The organism is Mycobacterium sp. NGS11 (assembly GCF_059813315.1).
The window spans coordinates 32536-56622 of the sequence record NZ_JCALEJ010000001.1 but is presented as its reverse complement, the minus strand read 5'-3'; the positions used below and the strand labels follow the sequence as shown (position 1 = coordinate 56622).

Below are 24087 nucleotides of genomic sequence, written 5' to 3'. Positions count from 1 at the left end.
AACAGATTTTGTTCTTCTGCCAACAGGCGGGGTGCATGCGTGGTTAGGTGGCCGGTGCTCGCAGATTGACACTCAATGTTCTATTGTTCACTCTATGGTGACGATCGCAGCCGCCCGGTTCGACGAGCCGGCGTTCTACCTCGGCGACCCGAACGCGACATTTGCGCAGTTGCGCGAAGCCGACCCCGTGCACTGGTACGAGGAGGGCAAGTTTTGGGTTATTACCAAATACGAAGACATCAAGGGCATCTCGGCGCGTCCGGAGAAGTTCAAGTCCGAGCGTATCGGCATCATGATGGATCTGATCGCGCACCGGGAGGGCCGCGACCCACAGGGATACCAGGGCCGCGGCATCATGTTCATGGATCCTCCGGAACACCGCGAGCATCGCAAGGCCATCGGCGTCCGTTTCACGCCGGCGGCGGTCGCCAAGATGGAAGCGCGGGTACGCCAAGTCGTCAACGACGTCCTCGAGGGCCTGCCGGATGGTGAGTTCGATTGGATCCAGCGGATCGCCGAGCCCATTCCTGTCTATGTTTTCGCCTACCTGCTCGGAGTACCTGAGGAGGATTGGCCCAGGGTCGCGGGTTGGGCGACCACAATCGCGAACGTCGGCAGCGGAATGGCCAGTGACGATGACCTCGCGTTCATTTTCGAACACATCGGCCCGTACCTGCTAGGTCTGGTCGCCGAACGTAAGGACAATCCACAAGACGATCTGCTCACCCTGTTGTCGGAGGTGACGGTCAACGGAGAACCTTTCAACGAGACGCAGGTGATGATCTACGCGCTGACGCTGCTGGCGGCGGGCAGCGAAACTACGCAGAGCCTGATCGCGGGAATCGCAGACTGCCTCGACGGGCATCCCGACCAAGCGGAGAAGTTGTTCGCAGACCCAAGTCTGAGCGCCAACGCGGTCGAGGAGGTCCTACGGTACTGGACGCCGGTGATGAGCATGGCCCGCCAGGCCGCCAACGATGTGAACCTGCGCGGCGCGACCGTCAGGAAAGGCGACGGCGTGTTGCTGGCGTATGCATCGGCCAATCGCGACCAGGACCATTGGGGACCGACCGCCGAGCAGTTCGACATCACCCGCGACGACGCTGCAAGTCACCTTGGATTCGGCGTGGGTGAACATTTCTGCATGGGGGCCGCGCTCGCTCGGCGCGAGGCGCGCTTGCTGCTGGACGAAATCGCCAAGCGCGCCAAAGGCATTCACGTTGTCGGCGAACGCGTGCCGCGGGCCTCTGCGCTGGTCCACACCCACGACCACTTGCCGGTGGTGCTGAACTACCGATGAGCGGACCCATGGACGGCGTGCGCGTCCTGGAGGTCGCGCAGTGGACGTTCGTTCCTGCGGCGGGTGCTGTGCTGGCCGACTGGGGTGCCGATGTGTTGAAGGTTGAGCACCCTCGCACCGGCGACTCGCAGCGCGGCCTGCGTCAGCTGGGCAACATCACCGTGGAAGGCCGGCGCAATCCCGTGATGGAGCACGCCAACCGGGGCAAACGGTCGATAGCGCTCGATGTTTCGACGCCTGACGGGCACGAGCTGCTGATGGATATTGCACGGACCAGCGATGTATTTCTCACCAATTTTCTGCCCGACGCCCGCAAGAAGCTCAAGATCGACGTCGACGACGTCCGGGCGGTCAACCCGAAGATCATCTACGCCCGTGGCAGCGCCTACGGTCCGCTCGGTGATGATGGCGCCAAGGGCGGCTACGACATGACGGGGTTCTGGAGTCGCGCCGCCGGCGCCGCCAGCACGACGCCCAGTGACCTCAATGGAGTAATCGCGCAACCGGGCCCCGCGTACGGCGATTCACTTGGCGGCATGACGATCGCTGGTGGCATCGCCGCGGCGCTATTCGAGCGCGAACGGACGGGCGTGGCACGCACAGTGGACATCTCGCTGCTCGGTGTCGGTGTGTGGGCGATGGGCGTGGCCGTCAACGCCGCCCTGGTCAGCGGCGAGCCGTGGGTGGCCAATCCGGCCGGTGCCAATGTGGCGCCGCACAATCCACTCACCGGTTTCTACCGGACCAGCGACAACCGGTTCCTGGGATTGTCTATGCTGCAGGCGTTTCGGTACTTCGCCGACTTTTGCGAACGGGTCGGAGTTCCCGAGCTTGCCGCCGACGAGCGATTCGCCAGCCATGAGCTGCTGACCGAGAACGCCCACGAGGCAACCGACGTGCTGCGTGTCGCCATCGCGGCGCACCCCCTTGAACACTGGCGTAAAGTGCTCGCGGACTTCGAGGGCCAGTGGGCCCCGGTCCTCAACACGGCCGAGGTGGCGACTGACCCGCAGGTGCGCGCCAATGGCGGCATCGTCACAATCGAGGGCGACGGCGAGCCGTTCGACTTGGTGGCCAGCCCGGTGCTGTTCGACGAGACGCCTTTGCATCTCGGTCCGTCGCCGGAGTTCGCCGAACACACCGAGGAGTTGATCCTCGAACTCGGTGACGATTGGGACCGAATCATCGCGCTCAAGGACAGCGGCGCCATCGGCTGACTGCGACGCCCACGCGGCCTACCGAGCGGCCAACTCGAGACGGTTCAGACGCCGGACCAAGATGCTGGGCAACCACTCCCCGACGTCGGTCGCCTCGATCCAGTTGGTGCGCGCCAGCAACATCCGGAACACGGCCTGGGCCTCCAATCGCGCCAGCGCGGCCCCCACACAGAAGTGGACCCCCTTGCCGAAGGTCGCGTGCCCTTTGGGGTTACCGCGGTCGAGGCGAAACTCGTTCGGCGCGTCGAAGTGGGCCGGATCGCGATTAGCCGCTCCCCACATCAGCAGCAGATGAGAGCCGGCGGCCACCTCGACTCCGCCAAGCGTGGTGTCGCGCATGACGTGTCGGTAGTGGCCACGAAACGGCGCCTCGCAGCGCAGTGCCTCTTCGATGAAGGCGCCCAGGGATTCTGGGTTGTCGCGAACCTGCTTTTGGATTTCGGGTCGGTCGGTGAGAATCCATGCCGCGCTTCCCAGAAGTGATGCCGTCGATTCGCCGGCGGCGCTGAATAGGGTCAGCATTATCCGGAGAGCTGGAGCTTGCTCAAGCTCTCCGGACGAACAGCGTGCGGCCAGGTCACTGATGAGACCGTGGTCGGAATTCCCGGCTGCCTTATCGAAATGCTCCATCACGTACGTGGACAGTTCGGCCGCTCCAGCCCAGGCGGCCTCGATCTGTGCCGGTGTGACAATCCCGTCGAGCAACGTCGTGGTGGCGTAGCCGAGGCGAATGAGGTCGTCGACGTCGTCGTCGGGCAGGCCCAGCAACCTGGCCACCACCATCATCGGAAGCCGGTTGGCCACAGCGCTCATCCATTCAATCTGACCGCCGCGCAGATGCTCGTCCCACAACCGATCAGCGGTATCGGCGGCGAACTCCTCGATGATGCGGACCCGCTTGGCGGACAAGTGCGGTAGCAAGATTTTGCGGTGCATCGCGTGCACCGGATCATCCGCGGTGGCCAACACGTGAGATTGATCCCCCGGCGAACCCAGCTCAAATGGGGTGACTGTCCCGTCGTCGTGATAGACCATGGTGGCCGTGAGGTTCGAAGAAAAATCGTCGACCCGTTCGACGGCCTCCATCACGGCATCCCAACCGCACACGGCGTAGAACGCCGAATTTCCGATGCGATGCACCGGCGCCACGGCACGCATCTGGTCATACAACGGATAGGGGTCTTGTACCGCGTCCGCGCCGAAGAACTGGATCGGATTATCAAGAACCGTCATGGGTTCACCGGCCCAGCACGGCGACGACGCAGGACCCGCCGCCGCCCATCGCCTGCGCCAGCCCGATCCGAGGATCGGGGACTTGCCGCGAATCCGCTTCGCCCCGAAGCTGACTGACAATCTCAGCTGCCTGTGCCAATCCGGTCGCGCCGAAGGCGTGGCCACGGGCGAGGCAACCGCCGTCGGTGTTCGTTGGTAAGCGGCCGCCCGACGCCAGGCCACCTGATTGGGCAAGGTCAGCCACTTCCTTGACGTCGGCGAGGCCCATCGCGATGAGCGCGGTGATCTCCTCGCTGGCGCACATGTCGTGCAGGGAGACAACCCCGATATCGGTTGGGACGACCTGCGCGGCATCGAAGGCCCGCTGAGCGGTCAGCGTGATCTGTGACGGAGGGCCGACACAGGGGCCCCTGACGGGCCACGTCGGATCCTGTGGCCAGCTTGTCTGCTCGATCGAGTTGACCGCCACCGATCGCGGTCGGTCTTCGCCCGTCACCACGATCGCGGCTCCGCCGTCCACCGAGGCGTGACACATCATCTTCGTCAGCGGCTCGGCGACCATGCGGGCAGACATCACCTGCTCGACCGTCACCTCGTCGTCGGTTCGGCGCGCCGCCAACGGATTCAGCCTCGCCTGGTTGTACGACTTGGCTGCGACGGCGCCGATTGCGTCCGGACCGCACTGGGCCTCGTAGAGCCACCGATTGGCCTCGATAGCATAGTGAATCTGCGGCGGGAAGCGGTCCCAGAAATCGACCGCGGCCGGTACCACCCCGCCGGGTTCGAGAGCCGTCGTCTTCTCGTAGCCGATCGCCAGCGCCGTGCGGCAACGGCCCGACGCGACCGCCCAGACGGCGTGCCGTAACGCGACCATGCCTCCCGCTGAGGCGCTTTCGATTGCGGTCACGGGAATTCCGGTGCGGCCCAAGCGATGCGCCACCTTCAACCCTGTCTGGGGCGGTGCCATCGAACTGGAAGTGAAGACCTCGCCGACGGCGTCATAGTCGAGACCGGCATCTGCAAGCGCTTTCTCGGCGGCCGTAACACCGAGATCGGCCAGCGCGGTATTACCATACTTGCCGAACGGGGTGACGCCGACTCCGGCAATGCGTACACCGGTCATGTCGGATCCCCTTCGAACAACACAGTTGCGGTGTCACCCAAGGTCTTTTCGACTACACGACCGACTGTGCCCGGTTCCGGCCTCGGACCCGATACCAGCACCTGAAGCCGCCCGTCGGGAGTGTCCACCCATGCCACGCTGTAGCCGTCCTGGCCATAACCGGGGATCGGCGATTTCGTCGGGACGAAGGTCGAGGCCCACACTGTCGCGGTCGGGTCACCGGGCATTGGTCATCCTTTCCTGACGAGCGTTTGCATTGCCCAACGCCGGCGGCGGCGCCAGCGGAATGGCGCCCAGGCCCGCGAATCGCCATGGCAGCCCGACCAATCGGGCGGTACCGATCTCGGGGTCGGGATGAGTGATTTCGGGGAAGAATCCGCGGGCCACGAGATGCTCGTCGGCCACCAGTTCCTCGGCGCGTTGCACCGGTTGGGCGCGCACCCCCGCGGCGGTCAAGCGCGCGGCCACGTCGTCAGCCGACGCAGCGGCGATCAGCGCTGCCAGTTGCTCGGTTACCACGCCGTGCGGCGAATCCATCTGCGCTTTGAGGAAGCCCGCTAAACACTCCCAGTCACTGGGCTCAACGAGTTCAACAGCTACAAAGCGGCCGTCGCGGCTTCGGTACACCCCGCGGTGCGAGGCAGACGCGTTGTCGTCCACCGGCTCTTCGGCGACAGAGGCCGCACCGACGAACTCGGCCACCGTCGACGCGACCACCTCGGCCATGGACAGATCGATCACCGCTCCGGTATCGCGGGCGGGCCCGATGGCCCACGCGGCTATCACCGTGGCGGCCACCACCGAGGACAGCGGGTCGGCGAGGACCGTACCGAGCCGCGCGGGTGACCCGTCGGAGCCGATGGTCAGGCCGGCCAGACCTCCGTAGGACTGAACGTTGTTGGCGTACACGCGGTATCCCGCCATGGGCCCAGTCGCCCCGAAGCCCGACACCCGAACCGCGAGCCGGCCCGAGCCGGCAACCGCCGTAGGATCCACATCCAGCCGGGTCAGTCGGGACGCGCCGACGTTCTCGATAAGCACGTCGGAGTCGGCCAGCGCCGCGGCGACATCCTGCACCGCTCGGCCAGGCTCGATCAGAACGCTCCGCTTGGAATGGTTGGCCACCGCGAAATAGGCGCCGCGCTCGACACCTGGTTGACCCCCGGCGAAGGGGCCGATGCGTCGATAAATGTCGAGTCGCTCAGGGTCTTCCAGCCTCAACACCCGGGCTCCCATGGCGCCGAGCAGCGCCCCGGTGATCGGTCCGGCCAACACGTGGGTCAGCTCGGTGACCATCAGGTCGGTCAAGCGACCGGTGCGTCGGTGATCGGATCGCCCACCCGTGTGCACCAGCCATGGCGGGTCCAATACGGACACTGCCATACCGCGAAGTTCCGTCGTCGAAATCGCGCCGCGAGAAGCGAACTGGGGCGAGGTCAGGATTTCCGCGGGAGCATTGACCGGTGTCGACGGCACACCGTTGGCCTGCAGCAGCGCTGCGCACGCTTCTTTGTCATGCCTTGCCGCCCACGCACGGACATGTTCATTGATCAGGTCGGCATGGTCGATCCGGGCGTCTCGTTCGTCGAGCCCCTCGGCCCACGCCGGATGGCCCAGTGCGGCGAGCAGGCCCCGCCACTGGTGGTTTTCCACCGCGGTGATGCGAACCATCCCGTCGCGGCACCCGAACAAACCCGACGGCGCGACATAGCGGCCGCTGCCCGCCTTGCCCGGGCACGAGTAGAGCACATGAGCGCACTCTGGCAGAGCCGCGGTGAACGCCACTGCCTCCTGAACCGATACGTCGACGAATACCGATGCTTGTGTAGAGTTGCGCTGATCGAGGCCGTGCAACGCGGCCAACGCCGCGGCCGCGCCCGCCGCCTTGAGCGCGACATAGCCCGGGGCGGGCACCGGCGCTCCGTCGGCTCCCTCGATCGTGGCGAGCAGCCCGCCGGCAGCCTGAGCGATGAGTTCACCGCCCCGCTGAGACGACCGCGGTCCATCGAGTCCGAAGGGGCTGACAGTCACCACAACGGCGTTGTCGGCCATGGGTGGGTCCACGGCGGCGTTGTGGTCCACGATCACGATGTCGTGTTCATTGATCAGTGCCGACAGGTCCGGTGGCGATCCGACGATTCGCTTGCCGCGATCGAGGGTCAAGTCGACGGCCGCGACGGGCCCCGCTGGGGTGCTGAGCACGGGTCCAACCCGGCCGGTCGTTTTTACCTCGGACACCTTGGTGACGGCAGCACCGAGGCTAGCCAGCAGGGCCGTCGCCGCCGAACCGGCTATTCCGTCGCCGATTTCGAGGATGTTGATTCCTGATAAGAACGGAATTCGATCGGTAGCGTTCACTTTCCACGCTCCTCGTTGGCGGCGGAGCGATGCCGGCCGTTGAGCCAGCGCGTGACCGCGTCGCGGTGATGTGCGCGGCCTCCGAGCCCCGCCGCAGCACTCGCCGCGCGGCGAAGGTGAACGTGGGCGTGGTGCTCCCAGGTGTAGGCGATGCCGCCGAACACCTGGGTCGCGCCCTCAGGGACGGCGCGTAGCGAGTCGATACCCCAATATGCAGCTAGCGATGCCAGCGCCGCAGCGTCGGGATGCCCGTGCTGGCACGCGTCGGCGGCGCGGTTGACCAGGGCCCGTCCGACTTCGATCGCGCACCGCTGATCGACGAGGCGGTGCTTGACCGCCTGGAATGCACCAATCGGATGGCCAAACGCGGTGCGCTGCTTGGCGTATTCGACCGCGGCTTCGTTGGCGGCCGAGGCGATGCCGACCAGTTCGGCTACCTGAGCGACCAGTGCACGCATTGTCGCGCCGTGATAGCGGACCTCGGCTGGCTCACCCGACTCGATGACATCAATCGGCGCTTCCTGCAGGGAGATTCGGGCAGCAGGGTTGTGATCCAGTGGGGTGACCGGTTCGCATGACACGCCTGCGCCGGTCGGGTCGACCACACCCAGAACAGCCTGGTCGTTCGTGCCGGCACAGACCAGGAGCCTGGTCGCAACCGCAGCGAAGGGCACAAGCGGCCATACTCCGGAGATGTTGCCTGCATCGGTGAGTTCACCGCACTCGGGTAGCACCAGGCTGATGCCGTCCGCGCGCCGATCCTCGCACCAGCCTGCGGCAGCCGCTGCGCCCAGCGGGACCGGGGCCGCTGCCGCGCCTGCCGCCTCGGCCAGCACACACAACTCACGAAGACCCTCGCCTCCCCCGCCGCCCGCATCGCTCACCAAAACATCGGGCCATCCCAACTCGGCGATGGTCTGCCACAACGCCGGGTCGAAGGCCGGGCCGGGCCCGTCGAGCAGGCTCCGGAATGCCTGCGGCGACCATGCCCGCCGCAGGATATCGTCGGCCGACTCGCGCAGCCGGGCCAGTTCTGCTGCGGTGTCGGCGATCTCGGTCAACGACGACAGGGCGTCAGCAGTCACGGGGCAGCCCCAGCAACTTCTCGCCGATCACATTGCGCTGGATTTCCGATGTGCCCGCGCCGAAGGTCGCGGCCCGCATCAACAAGTAGCTCTGCGCGACATTGCCATTCTTGACCGCCCCCACCGAGCCGCGCTCCAACGTGCCGGCGGGGCCGGCGAGTTCCAACCCGAAATTCGCCATCGCCTGGTCGACCTCCGAGGTCAGCAACTTGGCCACCGACGCCTCCGGGCCGGGGCTGACACCACGGACGCCCGCGGCGGTCGCCTGTGCCGAAATCTGCCGAAGCGCCTCCACCTGCGCGGCGAATCCAACGATCCGATCGGCGACATAGCTGTCGTTAAATCCGTTGCGGGCCAGCGCATTCTTCTCCTGCGCCATTTTGACCAGGATCGCAAGCCGCCGCTCGATGCGATGAGTGCGACTCTGGCCCACACGCTCGAAGCCCAGTGTGGACTTGGCCACCTTCCAACCGCCGTTCAACGGCCCGAGAACATTGACGAGCGGCACACGCACCGAATCGAAGAACACCTCATTGAACTCCGACTGACCGGTGATCTGCCGTATCGGGCGCACCGCTATTCCGGGGGTTCCCAACGGCACCAGGACGTAACTGATTCCATGGTGCTTATCCGCTGTCGGATCGGTACGCGCCAGAATGTAGATCCAGTCCGCGTATTGGGCCTTCGAAGTCCAGATCTTCTGACCGGTGATCACCAATTCGTCGCCGTCGATATCGGCCTTTGTCTTCAGCGCAGCCAAATCGCTGCCGGCCTCGGGCTCACTGAAGCCCTGACACCACACCTCTTCCCCGGACAGAATCTTGGGCAGATATCGTGCGCGCTGCTGGTCGTTACCCCACTGAATGATGGTGGGCCCCAACTGATTGACGGCGCTCCGATTAATGGGCTCGGGCGCGCGGGCGGCAGCCATCTCCGCGTTGAAGATCAGCTGCTGCACGGGTGTGGCGGCGCGGCCGCCGAACTGCACGGGCCAAGAGATCGCGGCCAGACCGGCGTCGTAAAGCCGTCTCTGCCACAACCGCATTCGGTCCAGGCGGTCGGTCTCGTTACCTCCGGGACCCAGGACCTCAGACGTCAGCGCTGATGCGAGAAAGGCGCGGACCTCATCGCGGAACTCGCGATCAGAGTCGGCGAGGATGACGCCATAGTCTGGCTCGGTCACGCTCCACCGCGAAGGATCGAGGCCATCCGCACCTTCATGTCCCCGTACGTGATCGCCGTGGCACCTGCCTTCGGCGCGCGGCCGGCGTCTACCTTCGGGGCGGACAGATCCAGGCCGGCGATCTTCCCACGCAATGCCGCAACGGTGCAGTTCGCTCTTCCGAGTCGCTCAACGCCCGTGTAGCCGAAAGCACGTGCGGCGTTACGCCACGTGATCGCTTCGACCTCCTCAGCGCTGCAGCCCTGCAGCTGGGTAGCGAGCTGCTCGGGCGCGTCGGGCCAACTACTGTCCGAGTGCGGGTAGTCCATCTCCCAACAGATGGTCTCCACCCCGATACGCTCGCGCATCTCGATGCCCACGCGGTCACGGATGAAACACGACATGAAGTTGCGCCGGAATACGTCGGTGGGGCTCAGGCCATCACCGAGATCGTCTCCGGTCCACGCCCGCTGGCGGGAATAGATGTCCTCGAATCGCTCTAACAGGAACGGAATCCAGCCGATGCCGCCCTCAGATAGGGAGAACTTGATAGTTGGAAACTTCGTGAGGACCGGGGAGAACAGCAGATCGGCCGTGAACCGCTGGGTGTCAAGGGGGATCATCGCGTTGTACGCCAGGTAGGTGGTCAGGTCGGACGGCACGGGCATGCCGCCGCCCGTGCCGATGTGGATGTTCACCACGCTGTTCTCTTCGCACAGCGCCTCCCACAGCGGGTCCCAGTGCGGGTCCTGCCACGGCGGCTGGCCGTAGTTGCCGATGTGCTGCGGTGCCGTCACCGCCCGGCAGCCCAGCCCCGCCAGCCGATGCACCTCGGCCGCGGCCAGCGCCGGATCCCACAGCGGCAGAATGCCCATCGGGATGAACCGGTCGGGATGACGGCCGCACCAGTCCTCGATGTGCCAGTCGTTGTAGGCGCGGACCATCACCTCGGAGACCGCACGGTCACCCCGGTACGTGAACAGCGCGCCGGAGATGGTGGGAAACGACGGAAAACATAGCGAAGCCAACACGCCGGACGCGTTCATGTCGTTCACCCGCGCGTCGACGTCGTAACAGCCTGCCCGCATGTCGCTGAATCGCGAGGGCTCAAATCCCCACTCATCGTTGGGCCGGCCCGCGACCGCGTTGAGTCCGATGTTGGGCAGTTGCAGACCGTCATACTCCCAAAAACACACGCCATCGGCGTCCTCGACGATGCGCGGAGCGTCGTCGGCGAAACGGCGTGGCACCCGCTCAGCGAACATGTCGGGCGGTTCGACGGTGTGGTCGTCCACGCTGATCAGCACCAGATCGAGAGGATCAATCACCTGATGCATTTTAGACTAATTAACAGATTATGTCTAAGTGTTCTATCCGTGCGCGCGCTCGTTGGCGAACTCCTGCACCCAGCCCGCCATCAAGCCATAGACGGCCTCCATGGCATCGCGCGCGGCGGCATCATCACCAATCGGCTCATAGTCGATGTCCCAGACGACGATCGATTCCCCAACGGCATCCGTGCTTTCGGAGACGGTGTTGACCGCCACAAATCGGCTGACCGGCATCGGATTGTTGGCGATCTCGTAGGATAACGCGCGCTCATCCGGTTTGATCCAGATGAGTGTCTCGATTACCGGCTTCTCACTGCTTGCGGCGATGAACCGTCGCATGCCTGGTCCTTCGCCCTCGACCCGGACATCGCTGGGCCCGGGGATCCAATCGACGTTGCCGAAGTCAGCCAGGACTGCCCAAACTGCGTCCGGCGATGCTGCGAGCTGCTTGGTGACCGTGAACGATGGCATTCGCTGAAGGTACCACCACGATGTAACAGTTGATCGACTACTGTTTCTATGTACTGCGCGCGAAGGAGGGTGATATGAGCGCCGACGCCCCCGCCGAAGGCGAATACGAGGTCGATGACGACTGGGTCCGTTATGAAGTCGTCGAACCGCACATCGCCCAGATCACCATCAACCGGCCGGACCGTCGCAACGCAATCCTGTCGCCCGACATGCACAACCTGTTCAAGGAGCGGCTGACCCGCGCCGAAGACGATGATGAGGTCAAAGTCGTCGTCCTCCTGGCCGAGGGCAAGGACTTCTGCAGCGGCGACGATGTCCGCCGGCTCCCAGTGGAGCAAGCAGGGCTGACCAAGGGGAAGCGGTTGCCACAGACCGCACGCCTGGGCAACGCGCGACGTCTACACCGGCACCTCACGAACTGGCTGGAGTTTCCCAAGACCGTGATCGCGGCCTGCCAGGGCGCCACCCTGGGCGCCGGAATGAACCTCGCTCTCGCCGCTGACATTCTGGTTGTCTCCGACGACATGTATCTCGCCCGCCCGCAGGCGCGCATCGGGTTCGCAGGATTCTCCACAGCTATGCCGTTGGCGCTACTCAAGTTAGGACCTAATCGCGGCTACGAGGCGATGATCACCGGCCGCAAGGTGACGGCGGCCGAGCTGCGCGAATGGGGCGTGGCCGCGTCAGTGGTGCCCGCCGAGTCGTTGCGCAACGAAGCCATGCGATACGCCCACGCGATAGCCCATCACTCAGCCGACGGGTTGATGGTGGGAAAGCACGCGCTGATCGCGTTCTGGCACGCAGTCGGAATGGCACAGTTCGGCGACTGGGTTCCGATGGGCCACACCGTGTTCAGCAACCTGTCCTGGCGTGATGACGAGTTCAACTTCATGAAGGAACGTAGTTCTCGCGGCGGCCGGGAGGCCATGGCCGAGCTCGAGCGCCGCTATTGCGAGTGGGGATTCGAATAGATTCGCAAATGCAACACATACACAGATTTTGTATTGGTGTTCTGTATGCTGAGGCAAACGGCACGGGGAGCTGAATGACGATGGGTGTGCTTGACGGTCGTACTGCACTGGTAACCGGCGCGGGACGTGGAATTGGGGCTGCGGTCGCCGAGGGCCTGGCAGCCGAGGGTGCGACGGTCCTGGTGTCGGATGCCGGAGTCACCGTCGATGGGACCGGCCATGACGCGGGGCCGGCCGAAAGTGTGGCCGCGGCGATCGCGAGCCGCGGCGGCAAGGCGTTCGCCGATACCACCGACATCACCGACTTCGCCGCGTGCGCGGATCTCATCGACCGCGCCGCCGAAACGCTCGGAGGCTTGGACGTCGTCGTGAACGCCGCGGGAATCCTGCGCGACGGCATGGTATTCAAGATGAGCGAACAGGACTGGGACGCAGTGGTCTCGGTACACCTCAAAGGCACTTTCAATGTCACCCGCCACGCGGCGGCATGGTGGCGCGAAAACCGAGGCGGGCAGTACCGACTGATCACGTTCACGTCGATGTCGGGACTGCAGGGCGCCCCCAGCCAGCCCAACTACGCTGCCGCGAAGATGGGCATAGTTGGCTTGACGTTCTCGTGCGCCAACGCGTTACGCAACTATGGGGTGCGTTGCAACGCAATCGCGCCGATCGCCGGCACCCGCATGACCCAGGGCATCAAGGGTGGTGGGAGCATGGACTACTCGGATTCCAACGTCCGCCTGTCGCCCAAGAACTGCGTGCCGCCCGTGGTGTATCTGGCCAGCGCGCAATCTGATTGGCTTAACCGGCGCGTCATCTTCGCCGGGAACGGCCGCATCAGCCTGATGTCCAACCCGGTCGTCGAACGCGAAATCGTGTCGACATCGGGAACCTGGGATATCCCGACTGCTTTCGCCGAGATCGAGACGTCGTTCAAGGAAGCCGTCCTGTATCCCAACATCTTCGACAAGCCACCCGCCAGCTGAGACGGAGAGGGTGATCATGACCGAGCTTGCCACCGAGCGGGTGCCCAAAAAGTATGTCTGCGGTGAGACGTTCGTGCCGAAGAGTAGGTATGTTGATCCGGAGTTCCTGCAACTCGAGTTGGATCGATTATTCACCCAAGTTTGGCAGCCTGCGTGTCGCGAAGAGGAAATCCCCTCCCCCGGTTGTTATTACGAGTACACGATCGGGCGGCAATCCATCGCCGTGGTGCGCCAGAAGGATGGCGGGATCAAGGCGTTTCACAACGCTTGTGCGCACCGTGGGATGAAAATCGTCCGCGGCAGCGGATGTGCGCAGGACAAGGAGTTGCGCTGTGGGTTCCACGGTTGGCGTTACAGCTTAGACGGACGGTCATCGTTCGTCCCTTGCCGTGACGAATTCGCCTCCCGCCCACGCGAACAATGGAACCTGCGGCCCGTCGCCGCCGGCACGTGGGGCGGGTGGGTGTTCGTGAGCATGGCGGAGAACCCGCCGGATCTGCTCGAATGGCTGGACCCGCTGCCGACGGCGCTGGCGCCATTTCGGTTGCAGGACATGCGCTACCGCTGGCGCAAGCGCACCTTCCTGCCTGCCAACTGGAAAACGGTTGTCGACGCATTCATCGAGGGCTACCACACTCCTGGCACCCACCCGCAAACGATGCGATCCGCGGAGGGCCCGCGGCCATCGGCAGCGCCCGCCGCCCCGCAGGAGTACGTCTACGCGCCTTACACGCCAACGATCACCTACAACAACCACTCTCGGTTCGTCTACACCCAGCGTCCCGAACACGCCAGTCGCGACAGCGCGCGCCAGGAACTGGCGGCACGACCGGAGGTATTCGCAAATTCGATGCAATACCAATACCTAGAGGTCGGCTCGCTGGTCACCGAACGCGACTACCGTGCCGCGCAAAAACTGGCGACGCAGGAGCCCAGCGAAGTCCCGCCGTTCGTGCTCTATCACCAGTTGTGCGAGGAACTCGCACGCGCGGAAGGCGTCGACTTTCCGCAGATGTCGATGGAGCAGTACTTCGCGGGCAACGGCGACTGGCATGTGTTTCCCACCATGGTCATCCTCGTCGAGAAGTCCTGCCTGCTCGGATACCGCATGCTGCCGAATGCCGAAGATCCGAATCGGTGCACGTTCGAAATGTTCTCGTTGGAGCATTTCGCACCCGGAGAGGTTCCCCAGACACATTGGCAAGTGTTCGAGCGATGGCAGGATCACGACGCCTGGGGCGAGTTGCCCTCGCAGGACTTGAAGAACATCGGAGCCATTCACGCGGGCATGCATTCGGCGGGCTTCGACGGACTCTGGCTGAACACCGCCCAGGAGATGTCGATCCGGAACGAGCACGCGATCGCCGACAGATACCTGTTCGGTTCGGGCAACTCAGACGAGTAGATGATTCCTGCCGCGCCGAACCGAGGGCGGCCCAGTAAAGATCCAGGTATAACACTCGGCCGTTTCGTGCAACCGAGCAAATGGGCCGCTCAAGAGCGCCCTTACCCATGGTGGAGCTGCCGGGAATCGAACCCGGGTCCTACGGCATTCCCTCAAGGCTTCTCCGTGCGCAGTTCGCTATGCCTCTGCTCGGATCTCCTGGTCACGCGAACAAGCCAGGATGACGATCCCAGTCGCTGTTGGTGTCCCGATGAGTCCCGCGACCGAACTCATCGGTGGATCCCTCTAGCTGACGCCAGGGTCCGGGTCGAGGGCTTTCCCGGTCTGACGGACTAGCTGTCGCTTAGGCAGCGAGAGCGTAGTCGCGCTGATGTGAATCGGCGCTTATCTGTTTGCAACGACGCTTACGGTGGTCAGTTGCCTGCACCGGCACGCTTCCCTTGATTCGATGCGCGAAGTCGAAACCTTTCAGCCCCTCGCACCCCGCCGACTTTCGGCAGGAATATCAATGGTACCTGGCTATCAACCAGCGGCAACGGGATTATCTTCCCCGCCACGCTGCGATCAGATCACGAAGTTGAGGTGCTCGACGACCTGCTTGGCCACGCCTTTGTCCCCGTCGAGCTCGATGTCCTTGGCACGCGTGGGACACATCGGGCGGCCACCGGTGAGCCTGGTGAACTGCAACCCGTCCAGACGGATGGTCGCGGTCGGTTCTTGGCCACCGAAGTCGTCGACCACCGCGGCCCGGCCGTCGACGCTGACCCGGATGGTGCGGGCAAGCGGGCCGGTGAGGTCGAACTGGATGCGTGAACCCTCGGGCGCCTTGGCCAGCTTGCCCACGACGTAGCCCATCGTGGCGGCGATCTCATCCACGGCGAGCGACGCCGCGGGGCGGGTCAGTTCGTCGTCGGACGGCGGCCGGTCCAGCGCCACCCGAATGTCTTGTTCATGCATCCAGCAGTCGAATACGCGGATCCGCATGAATCGGCCGTAGGAGTCCGGGCCCGTGGGAGTCATCGTCACCGCGTCCCACTCCTCGCCGGACAGGCCCGTCAGCGCTTCGCGCCGATCGTTGGTGATCGCCCTGAAGCTCTCCAAAACGTCGGCGTCGGCGTGCGCGCTCAGATGGCGAACCCAGCACTCGTTCATCACCCCGACGTCGTTGCGCACGTGTTCCAGCGTCGAGACATCGATATCGGGCTGGGGTGCGGCGATGCCGGCGAGAAACGACTCGGTGCCGACCATGTGCGCCACCAGGGCCTTGACGTCCCAGCCCGGCAGCGGACTGGCCGCTCGCCACTGCGCTTCGGACAGCCCGGCCAGCAGCGCGTCGATGTCGTCCCACACCGCGAAGAGGCCGGAGAGCACGGCGGACTTGTCGAGTCTGGTGACGGGGCGATCGGCCATGGTCGTCGATCGTAGGCCGATCAATCAAGCATGGGGCCGTCAGGCCGAGGCGATCATCGCCACGGAGCCCATGGCCAGCACCATGCCGATCCCCTGCAAGCGGGTCACCCGCTCGCGCAGCACCACCATCGCCAGCACCACCGTCGCGGCCGGATACAGCGAGATCAGGATGCTGGCCAACGACAGCAGCCAGGTGTGCAACGCCGCCAGCATGGTGATGTTGGCGAAGATGTCCAGCAACGCGACGGCCACGGCCAGTTTGAGCGGCCGTCCGCGCGGCATCGCCAAGTTCTGGCTGGTTTTGGCCATGGCGAAGACCACCAGGCTGGCCGCCACCCGAGCGAAGACCAGCGGCCAGAGTTTGCACACGTGCGGCGCCTGGTGCAAGAACACCAGATTCAAGCCCATCGCCGAGCCCGCAACTACTGTGAGCCAGGCCACTTTTGGCGTGAACCGATACGGCGTCCCCTCCACGGGGGCCTCCCGGCTGACAAGCATCACGGCAGCCAGCGCCAGGACGACCCCCACCAGGGCCGCCTGACCGGGCCGCTCCCCGAGGGCCATGCCGACCGCCACCGGCACCGCGGCGTTGAGCACGGCCGCCAACGGCGAGACGACCGAAATCGGCCCGGAACCAAGTGCGGCGAAGAACGCCCACATGCCGAAGGCCATGCCGATGCCGTACAGGCACCCCCACAGAACGGCACCCACATGGATAGGACCGCCGACGAAGACGGCCATCACGCCCAATATCAGCGTTTCAATCGGATAAGCGACCAGCATTACACGCAGCGCGGCCACTCGCCGCGCTGCCACGCCGCCCACGAAATCGCTGACGCCGTACGTAACGGCAGACAGCTGGGCGTAAGCCGCCCCGATCAGGTCATGCCCTTTGCTCGTCGCCCCATTTCACGGACCACCTCACGCTGTGCATCACGCTGCGCCATATCCTGGCGCTTGTCATAAGCTCTTTTGCCGCGAGCAAGGGCGAGCTCGACTTTGACCTTGCCCTCCGAGAAGTACAGAGACAGCGGCATCAAGGCGAGGTTACCATCTCGTATCTTGCCCACCAGCCTGTCGATTTGTTGCCTATGTAACAACAACTTTCGGTTGCGACGTGGCTCATGATTGGTCCAGCTACCGTGCTGATACTCCGGAATGTACAAATTGCGCAACCAAACTTCGCCGTCGTCGATCGTTGCGAACGCGTCAGCCAACGATGGTTGGCCCAGGCGAAGGCTTTTGACCTCGGTGCCCTGCAAAGACACTCCGGCCTCGAACAACTCGATGATCGAATAGTTATGCCGCGCTTTGCGATTGGTGGCGATGATTTGTTTGCTGCCACCTTTGCCGCCCGCCGCCTTTGCGCGGCCGGAACCCTTGGCCACAGCTAACGCCGGATGTAGAGGCGCAAGGTCGCGTACCCCGTCACCGCAGCCATCGACACGCCGAGCAGGAACAGCCACGGCGAGATGTAGAGGATGTCGGCATAGTCGACCTTGGCGATCAGATGTGCTTGATAGAACTGACTCAGCGCATTGTCCAGGAACAGAGCCCGGACCAACATGAGGCCGACGACGGCGATGGCCACACCGACGGACGCGGCGAGCATCGCCTCCACCAGGAACGGCAGCTGGGTGTACCACCGGCTGGCGCCCACCAGCCGCATGATTCCGATCTCGGTGCGACGGGTGTACGCGGCGACCTGCACCATGTTGGCAATCAACAGGATTGCTCCGACGGCCTGCACCAGGGCGACGGCGAACGCGGCATCGCGCAGCCCGTCCAGCACGGCGAACAGCCGGTCGATGAGGTCCTTCTCGTTGAGGATGCTGCGCACCCCGGGCTGGCCCTGCATCGCGGCATCGAACTCCGCGTGCTGTTCGGGATTGTTCAATTTGACGATGAACGAGGCAGGAAACGAGTCCTTACCCGCCACGTCCTTGAACTCCGGGAACTTCTTGATGGCGTCGTTGTAGGCGTCCTGCCGATTGACGAAGCGCACCGACTTGACGTCTTGCCGCGCATCGATCTTGTCGCGCAACCCTTTACACGGCGCGGACGCACACGTGGTGTCGTTGGCCGAGATGTCGTCGGTCAAAAACACCTGCGTCTCGACGCGGTCGAGGTAGATCTCGCGCGAGTTGTCGGCCAGCCGGACCACCAGCAGGCCCCCGCCGAACAGGCCGATGGAAATCGCGGTCGTCAGGATCATCGCGGCCGTCATCGTGACGTTGCGACGAAAGCCGGTCAGGACCTCGTTGAGTAGGAAACCGAAGCGCACTTAGCGGTCCATCCCGTAGATGCCGCGCTGCTCGTCGCGAACCAGCCTGCCCAGCGACAGCTCGACGACGCGCTGACGCATCGAGTCGACGATGTGGTGATCGTGCGTCGCCATCAACACCGTCGTCCCCGTGCGGTTGATCCGCTCCAACAAATCCATGATGTCCTTACTGGTATCTGGGTCGAGGTTGCCCGTCGGCTCGTCGGCCAGCAGGACGAGCGGCCGGTTGACGAACGCGCGGGCGATCGCCACCCGCTGCTGCTCGCCGCCGGACAACTCGTGGGGCAACCGGTTGGCTTTGCCGGACAGTCCGACGGTATCGAGCACCTCCGGCACCACCCGGTTGATCGCGTCGCTTCGTTTGCCGATCACTTCCAGCGCGAACGCGACGTTCTCGTAGACCGTCTTTTGCTGGAGCAGGCGGAAGTCCTGGAAAACGCAGCCGATCACCTGGCGCAGCTTCGGGACGTGACGACCGCGCAGCTTGTTGACGTGGAACTTCGAGACCCGGACGTCACCGCTGGTCGGGTTCTCCGCACCGAGCAGCAGCCGCATGAACGTGGACTTACCCGACCCCGACGGGCCGATCAGGAAGACGAATTCACCCTTGTCGATCTTGACGTTGACGTCCTCCAGCGCCGGGCGCGCCGACGCTTTGTACTTCTTACTGACATGGTCCAGGGTGATCATCACGGCACGCCAGTGTAGCGGTGAATTTCGCTGGCAGGCGAAGTCAACTGGCCGGCGGCCGCGAAGTCGGCACCGGACCGGGCCCCGGCTGCGGTTGCGGCGGCGGCGACGGGGTGGGGCTCGAGCTGGGCGGGCAGAACGGGGCCGGCAAGACGCACGGGAGCTGTGGCAGCTGGAACGGCGGCGTGGTCGTTGTCGTCGTCGTCACCGGTGGGGGCGGCGGGGGCGGAGGCGGCGGCGTGCTCGTCGGGGTCGGTGTATAGGTGACGGTCGTCGGCGGTGTCTGCACGCGGCTGCGCGGCACCCAGGTGTAGTTGGGGTCGGGCACGAAGCCCGGCGGCACCACTTGCTGGGCCGGAGGCTTGGGGGCCGGTTCCGGGCGGTAGGTGTCGTAGACCCACCACACCACGAAGAAAGCGACGATCAACACGAAGGTCGACGTGCGCATCCGCCCGCCGAAGATGTGCTTCGGCCAGCGATGCTCCGCATCCGTGTCGTCGCCGCGCTTCTCAAGGATGTTCAGGGTGAACTTCAACGCTTCTGCCCCGCACCTTGGACTTCATCGGCTTGCTGTCCGGCTGCCTCGGCGGCCTCGGCGGCCGGAACCGACGGGTCTTCCACCAGGCCCACCGTCGCGTCGGCCGCGGTCACGATCCCGACTCGGGCCAGCGCCCGGATGACCAGCACCCGTAGCTGCCGGCCGACCTCGAACTGCTTGCCGGGAAGGGTGCGTGCCACCATGCGCAGGGTGACGGTGTCGACCTCGATGCTCTCCACCCCCATCACGGTGGGGGCGTCCAGCAGCAACTGGCCCAGCACCGGGTTGTTCATCGCGCGGTCGCATTCCTGATGCAGGACCTCGTTGACCCGGTTGAGGTCGGCGCTGGTCGACACCGGGATGTCCACCACCGCGCGCGCCCAATCCTTGGACAGGTTGACCACCTTGACGATCTGCCCATTGGGAATCGTCAGCACCTCGCCGTCCGGCGAGCGCAGCCGGGTCACCCGCAACGTCACGTTCTCGACCGTGCCGGTCGCTTCGGTTGCGGAAACGACGGTAAGAGTGACCAGGTCGCCGAACCCGTATTGCCGCTCCACCAGGATGAAGAAGCCGGACAGCAGGTCGCGGACCAACTGTTGCGCGCCAAAACCCAGCGCGGCGCCCACCACGGTGGCCGGCGCTACCAGACCCCCGACCGAAAACTGCAGCACGTTGGCGATCTGCATGATGACCCAGATGCCGATGATGACGACCGAAACCCAGGAGATCACCGACGCCAGGGCCTGCCGGTGCTTGGACGCCTCCGAGCGCACCAGCGCGTCGCTCTCGGCGAAGCCCAGGTTGAGCTGATGGGTCACCTGCTGCGCGACCCAGTTGACGAACCGGGCGGCCAGCATCGCGGCGATCAGGACCATGACGATCCGCAGACCCCGGGTGATGATCCACTCACCGAGCTCGCCCCGCCAGAAGTCGTGCCAGCGGTGCGTCATCGATGCGGCGAGAATGTGTGTGTTATTCGTCATCTTTTCGGTTGCGCCAACGGATTCCCGCTTCCAGGAATCCGTCGATGTCTCCATCCAGGACGGCCGCAGGATTGCCAACCTCGTACTCGGTCCGCAGGTCCTTGACCATCTGATAGGGCTGCAGAACGTAGGAGCGCATCTGGTTGCCCCATGAACTGCCACCTTCGCCTTTTAACGCGTCTAACTCAGCGCGTTCTTCGGAACGCTTGCGCTCCAATAGCTTTGCCTGAAGCACTCGCATCGCCGAGATCTTGTTCTGCAACTGCGATTTTTCGTTCTGGCAAGTCACGACGATACCCGTTGGGATGTGGGTTAAACGTACCGCAGAGTCGGTGGTGTTGACCGACTGGCCTCCCGGCCCACTCGAACGGTAAACGTCAACGCGCACATCGCCTTCCGGTATATCGATGTGGTCGGTGGTCTCGACCACCGGAAGCACCTCGACTTCAGCGAAAGAAGTCTGGCGCCGACTTTGATTGTCAAACGGGCTGATTCGCACCAGCCGGTGCGTGCCCTGCTCCACGGAGAGCGTGCCGTAGGCGAACGGGGCGTGCACGGCGAACGTCGCGCTCTTGATGCCGGCCTCTTCGGCGTAGGACGTATCGAATATCTCCACCGGATACTTGTGCTGTTCAGCCCACCGGATGTACATCCGCATAAGCATCTCGGCCCAGTCGGCGGCGTCCACTCCACCGGCGCCGGAGCGAATGGTGACCAGGGCCTCGCGTTCGTCGTAATCGCCCGACAGCAAAGTGCGCACCTCGGTGGCTTCGATGTCCGCGCGCAGCGCCTTCAGCTCGGCATCGGCCTCGGTGAGCGCCTCGTCGGCGCCTTCGCCCTCCTCGGCCGCCAGCTCGTAGAGCACCGGCAGGTCATCCAGCCGCCCACGCAGCTCCTCGACCCGGCGCAGCTCACCCTGGGCGTGCGACAACTCACTGGTCACCCGTTGGGCACGGGCTTGGTCGTCCCACAACTGGGGATCGGATGCCTCGTGTTCAAGCTTCTCGATGCGGGTGCGCAGACCGTCCACATCGAGCACCCGCTCCACCGTGGTCAGGGTGGCGTCGAGTGCGGCGATATCGGCTTGACGGTCGGGTTCCACAGCCGACAACGTTACCCGGGGGTCCCCAAGCGGCTCAGGTCGCAGCGAGTGTCCAGGTCACGACCAGCGGTCATGCGTTTAGCATCGAGTCACGATCATGTGCGCCCCGCTTTGCGCGCGACAGCCCCTGCGCGCATTCGGGCCCGAATAGAAGGTCGAGAATGCGCCCTTACCACGTTGCAATCGTTGGCTCCGGACCGTCGGGCTTCTTCGCCGCATCCTCCTTGTTGAAGGCGGCCGACGGGTCCGCGGACATCGACGTCGCCGTAGACATGCTGGAGATGTTGCCCACCCCGTGGGGGCTGGTGCGCTCCGGCGTCGCGCCCGATCACCCGAAGATCAAGTCGATCAGCAAGCAATTCGAGAAGACGTCCCAGGATCCGCGCTTCCGCTTCTTCGGCAACATCTCGGTCGGCGAGCACGTCCAGGCGAGCGAACTCGCCGAGCGCTACGACGCCGTCGTCTATGCGGTCGGGGCGCAATCCGACCGTGCGCTGAACATCCCGGGAGAGGACCTGCGGGGCAGCATCGCCGCCGTCGATTTCGTGGGTTGGTACAACGCGCACCCGAATTTCGAGGCGGCCACGCCCGATCTCTCCGGGGCGCGGGCTGTGGTCGTCGGCAACGGCAACGTCGCGCTCGACGTCGCACGCATCCTGGTCACCGACCCCGACGTGCTGGGGCTGACCGACATCGCCGACCACGCGCTGGAGTCGCTGCGCCCGTGCGGCGTCGATGAGGTGGTTGTCATCGGTCGGCGCGGCCCGCTGCAAACCGCGTTCACCACCCTCGAGCTCCGCGAGTTGGGCGACCTGGAAAACGTCGACGTGATCGTCGATCCCGCCCAGCTGGAGGGCATCAGCGACGAGGATGCGGCCGCGGCCGGCAAGACGGCGAAGCAGAACATCAACGTGCTGCGCGATTACGCGAAGCGCGACCCGCGACCCGGCCACCGTCGCATCGTGCTGCGCTTCATGACCTCCCCGATCGAGATCAAAGGCGACGAGAGGGTCGAGGCAATCGTGCTCGGCCGCAACGAGTTGGTCACCGACGACAGTGGGCGGGTGTCGGCCAATGACACCGGCGAGCGTGAGGAATTACCGGTTCAGCTGGTGGTGCGTTCGGTCGGCTACCGCGGTTTGCCCACCCCGGGACTGCCGTTCGACGAGAAGACCGCGACCATCCCCAACAGCGGCGGGCGGGTCGAAGGCAGCCGCAACGAATACGTGGTCGGGTGGATCAAGCGCGGGCCCACCGGCGTGATCGGCACAAATAAGAAGGACTCGCAGGACACGGTGGACACGCTGCTCGCCGATCTCTGCGCTGCCGACGGTATCGCCGATTTCCCGGACGACCACGCCGCCCAGTTGGCTGACTGGCTGGCGTCACGCCAGCCCAAGCTGGTGACCTCGGCGCACTGGGATCTCATCGATGCCCATGAGCGGGCGGCCGGTGAACCGCACGGACGTCCCCGCGTCAAGCTGCCGAGTTTGGCCAAGTTGCTGCAGGTCAGTCACGGCTGAGCCGGCGCCAATATTACGAAGGGCCCTACTCAACGAGGCCAATCCTCCGTAGCGTTGAGGATGTGGGTAGCGACCAACCGGTGACCGTGCTTTCCGAGGACGAAAACTGGAACCTGTTGGGCAGCGTCTCGCTGGGCCGGCTGGTCACCAACTTCGCCGGTGAACCCGAGATCTTTCCCGTCAACTTCGTCGCGCAAGAGCGCGCCGTGTTGTTCCGCACCGCCGAGGGCACCAAACTGTTTTCGGCCGTTGCCAATCATGAGGTGGTCTTCGAGGTCGACGACCACAACCTCATCGAAGGATGGAGCGTCATCGTGCGCGGACGCGCGCGACTGTTGAAGACCGACGCGGACATTCAACGAGCCGAACGCGCGCAGCTGTTGCCATGGACGGCAACGCTCAAACCGCACTATGTGCGCATAACGCCGACCGAACTCACCGGCCGTCGTTTCCGGTTCGGTCCGGAACCTGACCGTCATGAGCCGGTTGCGTGACGAGGAGCTCGGGTGCGTCGGCGCCGGTCAGTCGCCGGTGCATGGCCCACGCGATCCGGCCGGCCTGAACCTTCGCCCGATCGGCCGCCGGCCCGCGGTACATCTCGTCAATGGTGTTGTGCCACAGGCTGAGCCAGCGCCGGAAGTGACGATCTGACAGGGGGGCACGCCGGTGGATCTCCCGGTGCGCCTGCAACGCACTGCCGCGATAGAGCCCCGCGCCGAACAGTACGGTCTCCCAGAAGTCACACATCGTGGGAACATGCGTCTCCAACCCGGTGGCCCGCAACTCGGCAAACGGCTCGGCCAGCATCTCGTCCTGCAACGCCCGCCGGTAAAAACGGCGCAGCAACGCCTCCACGTCGGCGCGGTCGGCCAGGTCTGCACCTGCCTCGGCCGTCGTCAGCTGACCCATGGC

24 protein-coding genes and 1 other RNA gene are annotated in these 24087 nt (G+C 64.7%); 7 read left to right on the top strand and 18 right to left on the bottom strand.

Translation table 11 applies throughout. The features are described from left to right. The first annotated feature begins 94 nt into the window (after positions 1-94). Positions 95-1300, top strand: coding sequence for a cytochrome P450 (locus tag AC5Y4T_RS00290; protein ID WP_499951502.1), 1206 nt, complete (start codon positions 95-97; stop codon positions 1298-1300). Then, on the top strand, positions 1297-2517 hold the full coding sequence (locus AC5Y4T_RS00285; RefSeq protein ID WP_499951500.1) for a CaiB/BaiF CoA transferase family protein: 1221 nt from the start codon (positions 1297-1299) through the stop codon (positions 2515-2517). The genes AC5Y4T_RS00290 and AC5Y4T_RS00285 overlap by 4 nt, the downstream gene beginning before the upstream one ends. A gap of 18 nt (positions 2518-2535) precedes the next feature. On the opposite strand, the gene AC5Y4T_RS00280 is transcribed toward AC5Y4T_RS00285, so the two are convergent. Genes AC5Y4T_RS00280 through AC5Y4T_RS00245 form a run of 8 tightly spaced genes read right to left on the bottom strand, consistent with a single transcriptional unit; the run spans position 2536 to position 11280 of the window. Then, positions 2536-3750, bottom strand: a complete 1215-nt coding sequence (locus AC5Y4T_RS00280; RefSeq protein ID WP_499951497.1) for a cytochrome P450 — start codon at positions 3748-3750, stop codon at positions 2536-2538. 4 nt (positions 3751-3754) lie between these two features. After that, a complete protein-coding gene (locus AC5Y4T_RS00275; protein ID WP_499951495.1) occupies positions 3755-4873 on the bottom strand; it encodes a thiolase family protein in 1119 nt (372 codons plus the stop codon). Then, positions 4870-5100, bottom strand: a complete 231-nt coding sequence (locus AC5Y4T_RS00270; protein ID WP_499951493.1) for a hypothetical protein — start codon at positions 5098-5100, stop codon at positions 4870-4872. The genes AC5Y4T_RS00275 and AC5Y4T_RS00270 overlap by 4 nt, the downstream gene beginning before the upstream one ends. Next, complete coding sequence (locus AC5Y4T_RS00265) at positions 5090-7231, bottom strand: CoA transferase (RefSeq protein WP_499951492.1); 2142 nt, start codon at positions 7229-7231, stop codon at positions 5090-5092. Before AC5Y4T_RS00265 ends, AC5Y4T_RS00270 begins: the two co-directional genes overlap by 11 nt. After that, complete coding sequence (locus AC5Y4T_RS00260) at positions 7228-8316, bottom strand: acyl-CoA dehydrogenase family protein (RefSeq protein ID WP_499951491.1); 1089 nt, start codon at positions 8314-8316, stop codon at positions 7228-7230. Before AC5Y4T_RS00260 ends, AC5Y4T_RS00265 begins: the two co-directional genes overlap by 4 nt. Beyond that, on the bottom strand, positions 8306-9499 hold the full coding sequence (locus AC5Y4T_RS00255; protein WP_499951490.1) for an acyl-CoA dehydrogenase family protein: 1194 nt from the start codon (positions 9497-9499) through the stop codon (positions 8306-8308). The genes AC5Y4T_RS00260 and AC5Y4T_RS00255 overlap by 11 nt, the downstream gene beginning before the upstream one ends. Further along, positions 9496-10815, bottom strand: coding sequence for an amidohydrolase family protein (locus AC5Y4T_RS00250; protein WP_499951489.1), 1320 nt, complete (start codon positions 10813-10815; stop codon positions 9496-9498). Before AC5Y4T_RS00250 ends, AC5Y4T_RS00255 begins: the two co-directional genes overlap by 4 nt. A gap of 33 nt (positions 10816-10848) precedes the next feature. After that, positions 10849-11280: an SRPBCC family protein gene (locus AC5Y4T_RS00245; protein ID WP_499951487.1), complete on the bottom strand. Its 432-nt coding sequence runs from the start codon at positions 11278-11280 to the stop codon at positions 10849-10851. Positions 11281-11354: 74 nt separating this feature from the next. On the opposite strand from AC5Y4T_RS00245, the gene AC5Y4T_RS00240 reads away from it, so the two are divergent. The 3 genes from AC5Y4T_RS00240 to AC5Y4T_RS00230 all read left to right on the top strand — a co-directional run bounded on the left by AC5Y4T_RS00240 (position 11355) and on the right by AC5Y4T_RS00230 (position 14642). Beyond that, a complete protein-coding gene (locus AC5Y4T_RS00240; protein ID WP_499951485.1) occupies positions 11355-12251 on the top strand; it encodes an enoyl-CoA hydratase/isomerase family protein in 897 nt (298 codons plus the stop codon). 74 nt (positions 12252-12325) lie between these two features. Beyond that, on the top strand, positions 12326-13237 hold the full coding sequence (locus AC5Y4T_RS00235; protein ID WP_499951483.1) for an SDR family NAD(P)-dependent oxidoreductase: 912 nt from the start codon (positions 12326-12328) through the stop codon (positions 13235-13237). 16 nt (positions 13238-13253) lie between these two features. After that, on the top strand, positions 13254-14642 hold the full coding sequence (locus AC5Y4T_RS00230) for an aromatic ring-hydroxylating oxygenase subunit alpha (protein WP_499951481.1): 1389 nt from the start codon (positions 13254-13256) through the stop codon (positions 14640-14642). Between the two features lie 108 nt (positions 14643-14750). Here AC5Y4T_RS00230 and ssrA read toward each other — a convergent pair. From ssrA to prfB, 9 genes are all read right to left on the bottom strand, one after another. Beyond that, positions 14751-15118, bottom strand: a transfer-messenger RNA (tmRNA) gene (gene ssrA, locus AC5Y4T_RS00225). An 88-nt stretch (positions 15119-15206) separates the two neighbouring features. Next, on the bottom strand, positions 15207-16052 hold the full coding sequence (locus tag AC5Y4T_RS00220) for a maleylpyruvate isomerase family mycothiol-dependent enzyme (RefSeq protein ID WP_499951478.1): 846 nt from the start codon (positions 16050-16052) through the stop codon (positions 15207-15209). 39 nt (positions 16053-16091) lie between these two features. Continuing rightward, positions 16092-16934 carry an EamA family transporter gene (locus tag AC5Y4T_RS00215; protein WP_499948838.1) on the bottom strand — a complete coding sequence of 281 codons (843 nt, stop codon included), beginning with the start codon at positions 16932-16934 and terminating at the stop codon, positions 16092-16094. Beyond that, entirely contained in the window at positions 16931-17440 is a 510-nt protein-coding gene (smpB, locus tag AC5Y4T_RS00210) for an SsrA-binding protein SmpB (RefSeq protein ID WP_499951475.1), read from the bottom strand. Before smpB ends, AC5Y4T_RS00215 begins: the two co-directional genes overlap by 4 nt. 2 nt (positions 17441-17442) lie before the next feature. Continuing rightward, entirely contained in the window at positions 17443-18336 is an 894-nt protein-coding gene (gene ftsX, locus AC5Y4T_RS00205; RefSeq protein WP_499948705.1) for a permease-like cell division protein FtsX, read from the bottom strand. Then, positions 18337-19026 (bottom strand): cell division ATP-binding protein FtsE, encoded by a 690-nt coding sequence (gene ftsE, locus AC5Y4T_RS00200; RefSeq protein ID WP_067938740.1) that lies wholly within the window; start codon positions 19024-19026, stop codon positions 18337-18339. A gap of 43 nt (positions 19027-19069) precedes the next feature. Beyond that, positions 19070-19561 carry an Rv3103c family proline-rich protein gene (locus AC5Y4T_RS00195; protein WP_499951472.1) on the bottom strand — a complete coding sequence of 164 codons (492 nt, stop codon included), beginning with the start codon at positions 19559-19561 and terminating at the stop codon, positions 19070-19072. After that, the gene (locus AC5Y4T_RS00190) at positions 19558-20550 is read right to left on the bottom strand and encodes a mechanosensitive ion channel family protein (RefSeq protein ID WP_499951469.1); all 993 of its coding nucleotides are present in this window, start codon (positions 20548-20550) and stop codon (positions 19558-19560) included. Before AC5Y4T_RS00190 ends, AC5Y4T_RS00195 begins: the two co-directional genes overlap by 4 nt. Then, positions 20540-21652, bottom strand: coding sequence for a peptide chain release factor 2 (gene prfB / locus AC5Y4T_RS00185; RefSeq protein ID WP_499948707.1), 1113 nt, complete (start codon positions 21650-21652; stop codon positions 20540-20542). The genes AC5Y4T_RS00190 and prfB overlap by 11 nt, the downstream gene beginning before the upstream one ends. A gap of 161 nt (positions 21653-21813) precedes the next feature. On the opposite strand from prfB, the gene AC5Y4T_RS00180 reads away from it, so the two are divergent. Then, complete coding sequence (locus AC5Y4T_RS00180) at positions 21814-23175, top strand: FAD-dependent oxidoreductase (RefSeq protein WP_499951466.1); 1362 nt, start codon at positions 21814-21816, stop codon at positions 23173-23175. 62 nt (positions 23176-23237) lie between these two features. Beyond that, positions 23238-23669 carry a pyridoxamine 5'-phosphate oxidase family protein gene (locus AC5Y4T_RS00175; RefSeq protein ID WP_499951462.1) on the top strand — a complete coding sequence of 144 codons (432 nt, stop codon included), beginning with the start codon at positions 23238-23240 and terminating at the stop codon, positions 23667-23669. On the opposite strand, the gene AC5Y4T_RS00170 is transcribed toward AC5Y4T_RS00175, so the two are convergent. Then, complete coding sequence (locus AC5Y4T_RS00170) at positions 23611-24084, bottom strand: group III truncated hemoglobin (RefSeq protein WP_499951460.1); 474 nt, start codon at positions 24082-24084, stop codon at positions 23611-23613. The two genes, AC5Y4T_RS00175 and AC5Y4T_RS00170, sit on opposite strands and share 59 nt — an antisense overlap. Between the last annotated feature and the right edge of the window lie 3 nt (positions 24085-24087).

Bases quoted from the DNA above. Each gene is read 5' to 3' on its own strand.
- AC5Y4T_RS00285 (WP_499951500.1), top strand. From the start codon at position 1,297: ATGAGCGGACCCATGGACGGCGTGCGCGTCCTGGAGGTCGCGCAGTGG.
- AC5Y4T_RS00250 (WP_499951489.1), bottom strand. From the start codon at position 10,815: ATGCATCAGGTGATTGATCCTCTCGATCTGGTGCTGATCAGCGTGGAC.
- AC5Y4T_RS00180 (WP_499951466.1), top strand. From the start codon at position 21,814: ATGCGCCCTTACCACGTTGCAATCGTTGGCTCCGGACCGTCGGGCTTC.
- AC5Y4T_RS00190 (WP_499951469.1), bottom strand. From the start codon at position 20,550: ATGACGAATAACACACACATTCTCGCCGCATCGATGACGCACCGCTGG.
- AC5Y4T_RS00270 (WP_499951493.1), bottom strand. From the start codon at position 5,100: ATGCCCGGTGACCCGACCGCGACAGTGTGGGCCTCGACCTTCGTCCCG.
- AC5Y4T_RS00290 (WP_499951502.1), top strand. From the start codon at position 95: ATGGTGACGATCGCAGCCGCCCGGTTCGACGAGCCGGCGTTCTACCTC.
- AC5Y4T_RS00235 (WP_499951483.1), top strand. From the start codon at position 12,326: ATGACGATGGGTGTGCTTGACGGTCGTACTGCACTGGTAACCGGCGCG.
- AC5Y4T_RS00230 (WP_499951481.1), top strand. From the start codon at position 13,254: ATGACCGAGCTTGCCACCGAGCGGGTGCCCAAAAAGTATGTCTGCGGT.
- AC5Y4T_RS00245 (WP_499951487.1), bottom strand. From the start codon at position 11,280: ATGCCATCGTTCACGGTCACCAAGCAGCTCGCAGCATCGCCGGACGCA.
- AC5Y4T_RS00240 (WP_499951485.1), top strand. From the start codon at position 11,355: ATGAGCGCCGACGCCCCCGCCGAAGGCGAATACGAGGTCGATGACGAC.
- ftsE (WP_067938740.1), bottom strand. From the start codon at position 19,026: ATGATCACCCTGGACCATGTCAGTAAGAAGTACAAAGCGTCGGCGCGC.
- AC5Y4T_RS00280 (WP_499951497.1), bottom strand. From the start codon at position 3,750: ATGACGGTTCTTGATAATCCGATCCAGTTCTTCGGCGCGGACGCGGTA.
- AC5Y4T_RS00170 (WP_499951460.1), bottom strand. From the start codon at position 24,084: ATGGGTCAGCTGACGACGGCCGAGGCAGGTGCAGACCTGGCCGACCGC.
- AC5Y4T_RS00275 (WP_499951495.1), bottom strand. From the start codon at position 4,873: ATGACCGGTGTACGCATTGCCGGAGTCGGCGTCACCCCGTTCGGCAAG.
- AC5Y4T_RS00220 (WP_499951478.1), bottom strand. From the start codon at position 16,052: ATGGCCGATCGCCCCGTCACCAGACTCGACAAGTCCGCCGTGCTCTCC.